This window comes from Thiohalocapsa sp. (assembly GCF_019695415.1).
In the GTDB taxonomy this organism is placed as follows: Bacteria; Pseudomonadota; Gammaproteobacteria; order Chromatiales; family Chromatiaceae; genus Thiohalocapsa.
In genome coordinates, this window is sequence record NZ_JAIFKJ010000217.1 from 1 (window position 1) to 4,735 (window position 4,735).

The 4,735-nt window shown below is 65.9% G+C and carries 5 protein-coding genes; 2 read left to right on the top strand and 3 right to left on the bottom strand.

Annotation, left to right across the window (positions count from 1 at the left end):
- Together I6U14_RS06200 and I6U14_RS06205 are read left to right on the top strand one after the other, a co-directional pair.
- The coding region (locus I6U14_RS06200; protein ID WP_296897758.1) for a hypothetical protein at window positions 1-189 on the top strand (189 nt) is incomplete at its 5' end.
- 96 nt (window positions 190-285) lie between these two features.
- Window positions 286-1,848 carry a sodium/solute symporter gene (locus I6U14_RS06205; protein WP_296897760.1) on the top strand — a complete coding sequence of 521 codons (1,563 nt, stop codon included), beginning with the start codon at window positions 286-288 and terminating at the stop codon, window positions 1,846-1,848.
- A gap of 66 nt (window positions 1,849-1,914) precedes the next feature.
- On the opposite strand, the gene I6U14_RS06210 is transcribed toward I6U14_RS06205, so the two are convergent.
- From I6U14_RS06210 to I6U14_RS06220, 3 genes are all read right to left on the bottom strand, one after another.
- Window positions 1,915-2,307: a nuclear transport factor 2 family protein gene (locus tag I6U14_RS06210; RefSeq protein ID WP_296897762.1), complete on the bottom strand. Its 393-nt coding sequence runs from the start codon at window positions 2,305-2,307 to the stop codon at window positions 1,915-1,917.
- A gap of 427 nt (window positions 2,308-2,734) precedes the next feature.
- Window positions 2,735-3,337 (bottom strand): ankyrin repeat domain-containing protein, encoded by a 603-nt coding sequence (locus I6U14_RS06215; protein ID WP_296897763.1) that lies wholly within the window; start codon window positions 3,335-3,337, stop codon window positions 2,735-2,737.
- Window positions 3,338-3,614: 277 nt separating this feature from the next.
- Window positions 3,615-4,559, bottom strand: coding sequence for a PDC sensor domain-containing protein (locus I6U14_RS06220; protein WP_296897764.1), 945 nt, complete (start codon window positions 4,557-4,559; stop codon window positions 3,615-3,617).
- Window positions 4,560-4,735: the final 176 nt, after the last annotated feature.

Below are 4,735 nucleotides of genomic sequence, written 5' to 3' on the forward strand. Positions count from 1 at the left end.
CCCCCCCGTCGCGGTCCGGCCTGCCGCGTCGGCCGTCGGCGTCCCATCGTCCAGCGCTACGCCGACCGGCTAGGTGCAGCGCTTCGGCTGCTCGCTCAGCTTTGGGCACGCCAAGCCCGCATCGACCCCGACGCGCCTGACCAACAGCGCCTGGGCGATGCAGCCACCGCTGGCGTTCAAACGCGCTGAGGGATCGCCTCCGCGCTCCATGCGGGGATCAGTCGGGCACGAGATGCGGCCAGCCCCCTGGCCAGCGTTACCGCCTGCCCTGTAGGCTTCATTGCCATGGACTCCATCGAGCTCAGCGCCGTCGATCTCGCGCTCATTGCCGTCTATGGCATCGTCGTCGTCGTCATAGGCGTCGTCACTGCCAGGAGAACCCACTCCGGAGAGGATCTGTTCCTGGCGGGCCGTCGGCTCACTTGGGTTCCCATCGGCTTCTCGCTGTTCGCATCCAACATCTCCTCCACCACCCTGATCGGGCTCGCCGGCGCCGCCTACACCTGGGGCGTGGCGGTGGCGAACTATGAATGGATGGCCGCCCCCATCCTGGTGCTGATGGCGCTGGTGTTCGCGCCGGTGTATCTGCGGCTTCGCATCGGTACGGTCCCGGAATACCTGGAGCATCGCTTCGATGCACGGGTGCGGCGCTACTTCTCCGCGCTGACGCTGTTCGCAAACATCGTCGTCGACACCGCGGGGACCCTCTTCGCAGGGGCCGTGGTGCTGACGGCCTTCGTGCCCGGGCTGGACCTCTTTACGGCGGCGCTGCTGCTCGCCGCCTTCGCCGCCGCTTACACCGCCGCCGGTGGCCTCGCCGCCGTCGTCTATACAGATGTGCTGCAGGCTGTGATGCTGCTGATCGGCGCCGTGCTAGTCACGGTGCTGGCCTTCGCACGACTCGACTTCGACTGGGACGGCTTCGTCGCCGCGACGGACCCAGACAAGCTCCGCCTCTTCCTGCCGCTGGACGACCCAAACCTGCCCTGGCTCGGCACCCTCATCGGCGTGCCCATCCTGGGGTTCTATTTCTGGTGCACGAACCAGTTCATCGTGCAGCGGGTGCTCGGGGCGCGCGGCATCACCCATGCCCGCGGCGGCGCCCTGTTGGCAGGGCTCCTGAAGCTGCCGGTGCTGTTCATCATGGTGCTGCCCGGGGTGATGGCGGTGCAGATCCTGCCGCCGTTGGAGAATGGCGATCAGGTGTTCCCGGCGCTCGTCGCGGAGCTGCTGCCCGCGGGCCTCTCGGGGCTTGTTCTGGCGGCACTGGCGGCGGCGCTCATGTCGAGCATCGACTCGACACTGAACTCGGCGTCGGCCCTGCTCACGCTCGACTTCATCAAGCCGCTCCGCCCGGACCTGAGCCCGCGCGCGCTGGCCTGGGTCGGGCGGGCGGCCATCGGTGTCTTCATGTTGTTGGCGGCGGTCATCGCCCCGCAGATCGGCAGCTTCGAGGGCCTGTTCCACTATCTGCAGACGGCGCTGTCCTATCTGGTGCCGCCGGTGGCAGCGGTGTTCCTACTCGGTGTCTTTTCGCGCCGCGCCGGCAGCTCCAGTGCGCTGGCGACGCTGCTCGGCGGCCATACGCTCTCGGCAGTGCTGTTCTTGCTCTGGCTCGCCGGCGTGCTGACGCTGCACTTCACGCTGGTGGCGGGCCTGCTGTTTGCGGTGTCCGTCGTGATCTTCGTGATCAGCAGCCGACAGCGGCCGGCGGCGGCGCCGGCCCGCGCCCTCTGGCAACCGGCCCTGATGCGTCCCGAGCCGCGGCCCCTCTGGTGGCGAGATTACCGTCTGCACGCGGTGCTGCTGCTGGCGCTGACCGCAGCGCTCGTTTGGGCTTTCCTGTAACCCCAGGGTAACTCGCCGCGGCGGAAGCCGTGAAAGGCGAGACACGCGGAGGGCTCACAGCGCCGATCAGTCGTCGGTGGTGAACAGCAAACGCCAACGGTAGGGGTCGAACAGCAGTTCGATGCGAACGATCTGGCCGCTATGCACGGTGGCCCATTGCACGGCACGGGTGGAGACGCGCTCGGAGACCTGGGTGTCGAGCACCAGCCAATGGCAGACATCGTCACCGTCCAGAAACACCCGCCGGCGCTCGATGCCGCGGAGGATGCCCCCGGTCATCATGATGTACTCGAGAAAACCGGCGGCGTCGTCGATGGTCGCTATGGGACTCTCGAAGCGGAAACCCACTGGTGCAATGAGTGCGGCGACCGCATCGTGGTCATGCGCCACGAGGGCGTCGAGGTAGCGCTCCACCACAGGCAGGGCGGCGGAAGCCTCGGCGGTGCTGGCAGATATCATCCTAAAAAGAGCAGTTGACCGCTTCAGAGCGTCTGCAAATGGCCGTACCGGTTGCGATTGCTACACCGGCCGCATGTCACCCACCGGGTGAGCGCCGCTACGGCCGCCATGGCACGCCCCGCACGGCGCCTGGCGGCGTTACAACTCCTCGGAATAGGACGGCTATTCCTCGTCGTTGTGCCTTGCCAGTCACCCTGACCCCATCTAATGGGCGGGACGCACCCTGACGACCGTCCAACTACTCTCTTTAGGATCATCGGCCCCGTGGTCCCGACCTTGACGACAGGGCCTGATTTTACTGCATGCGTGCGCACCGGCGCTGGAAAACCGGCGGGGTGACCCGCTCGCACAAGCTCCGCGGTTACAGAGCTTCGTACAGCGCTTTTTCGTTGATCAGGAACGGCGCACTGACAACCTCATCCGGGGGTCAACCGCCAAGTTGCGCGGTGGCGGGTGCGGCGGAGCCGCTGAGGAGTGCCGCAACTGGCGCATGGCCCTGCGCCGTCGCATGCCAGGCGGCAGCGTGGCCCTCGAAGTCCGGCAAGGTGGCATCCGCTCCGTGCTGCAGCAGCACCTGAACGGTCTGAGCATGGCCACGGTGGGCGGCCCAGATGAGCGGTGTGTAGCCCTGGGTCTGCTCTTGGGCATCGATCATCGCGCTGTGGGCAAGCAGCAGATCTACCAGTTCAGCGTGATTGTTGGATGCGGCGAGCAGCAGCGCCGTATAGCCGCCCTTGTCTGCGGCGTCCACCGCGGCGCCGGCATCGAGCAAGCGTCGGGCGGCCTCCACGTGGCCGTTCACGGCCGCCTTCATCAGCGGCGTCCAGTCGCAGTTGTCGCGCATATTGGCGTCGGCGCTGCGCTTGAGCAGGGCGTCCAGCGCAGAGACGTCGCCGCGCTCGGCGATCTGCAACAGATCGGGCCCACCGCTCTGCGCTGCGCGCATGGGCTCGGCGTCGTCGTCACCGCCCACCAAGACCAATGTGGGCAGGATCAGCAGCACAGGCAATAACCAAAGGATTCGTGACATGGCTCAAATGGCAATGGGATGCGTTCGCGTGACCTTGGAGGGCATGATGCGCCTCCGTCACGCCTGAGCCAATGCGAATCCGCAAGCAAGGGAAGCGCCGATTTATTGGCGCTTCCCGTGCGGGGCAGGACGCCCCGCCATTTTCGGCGACGCAAGTCGCTGAAAATGAAGGAGCCGGGAAACCGCGCTTTCCGGGTCCGCCTGATTTTTGGGCAGGATGCCCAATAAATCAGCATCTCCGAAAATCAAGCGGATCAGCAGCTTCCTCCCGCTGGTCTCAGCTGGCGTTTTGCCAGAAGGCCGACTCCGGATCCAGAAATTCCCGGTGCGGCAAATAGTGCGAGCCGTCGCAAGAGAAGTTGAGCGCCACGAGGCCATTGAAGATGTTGAGCGACCCCGAGCGCAGATAGATGATGTCGTCTGCGTAGCGGAGGCGCCTAAAGCCGTCGAGGACGGCGCGCACCTCATCAGCGCAGACGAGGGCCTGCTCGGGATAAGCGCAGTGAGGATAAGCCAAGCAGACATCCGGATCCGCTAGCTCGTCGAAATGCAGCAGCCGATAGCGGAAGGGGTCATCCACCAGCCAGATGGTGGCCCGGGAACTGGAGAAATGGATCTTGCAGTGGAACACGCCGCTTTCGGTGACGAGCTCCTCCAGCACCGGCAGCACCTCGTCGATGTGCCGATCCATCAGGCTTTCCACCCGACGCTGCTCAAACAGCGAGCCGCGGATGGCCGGGTCGCCCTTGAGCTGCTGCCACCGGTTGGGCTCCCGATAGACCTCGCGGGTGAGCGGCAGGTCGCGCAGGTCGAAGTCCGCGCCGAGTAGACCCAACTGCTCACCATTGCGCTCGATGCGCCGGAGCGCAGTCAGCGATGGCCGCCTGGCCCGCAGGCTGATGTAGGCCTCCGACAGCAGCAAGCCGTGGGGCGGCATGGGCTCCTGCATGTAGGGTCGTTCTGAGCGATCGCGGCCAAAGTCCGCCTCGACGAGTCCTTCCGCCGCTGCATTGGCGCTCACCTGCACGGCATCCGTGTCCAGCGCATACAGATAGCGGGCGTGTGGGACCGTGCCGAGGGCGTCCAGCAGCACCGTATCGAGCGCGGCACGGTCACCCCAGACGGCTGCGCAGCGGCGGGCCACGAAGGCCATGGGCTCCAGCAGCATATTGAACAGGGCGAGGCGCTGGCGTGCGACGCTGGCCTTGAGATCCTGGGTCATGCGGCGGTGACCGTGAAGCAGAGACGATGCTCGAATATCCGGAGGCTCAAGATTCTACACTCGGAGCCACGCCGCTGCGGACAGGCGCCCGTTGCCCCACCGACGCAGCCGGCCGCAGAACGCCTAGGGAGATACTGATTTATTGGGCATCCTGCCCAAAAATCAGACGGAGCCGG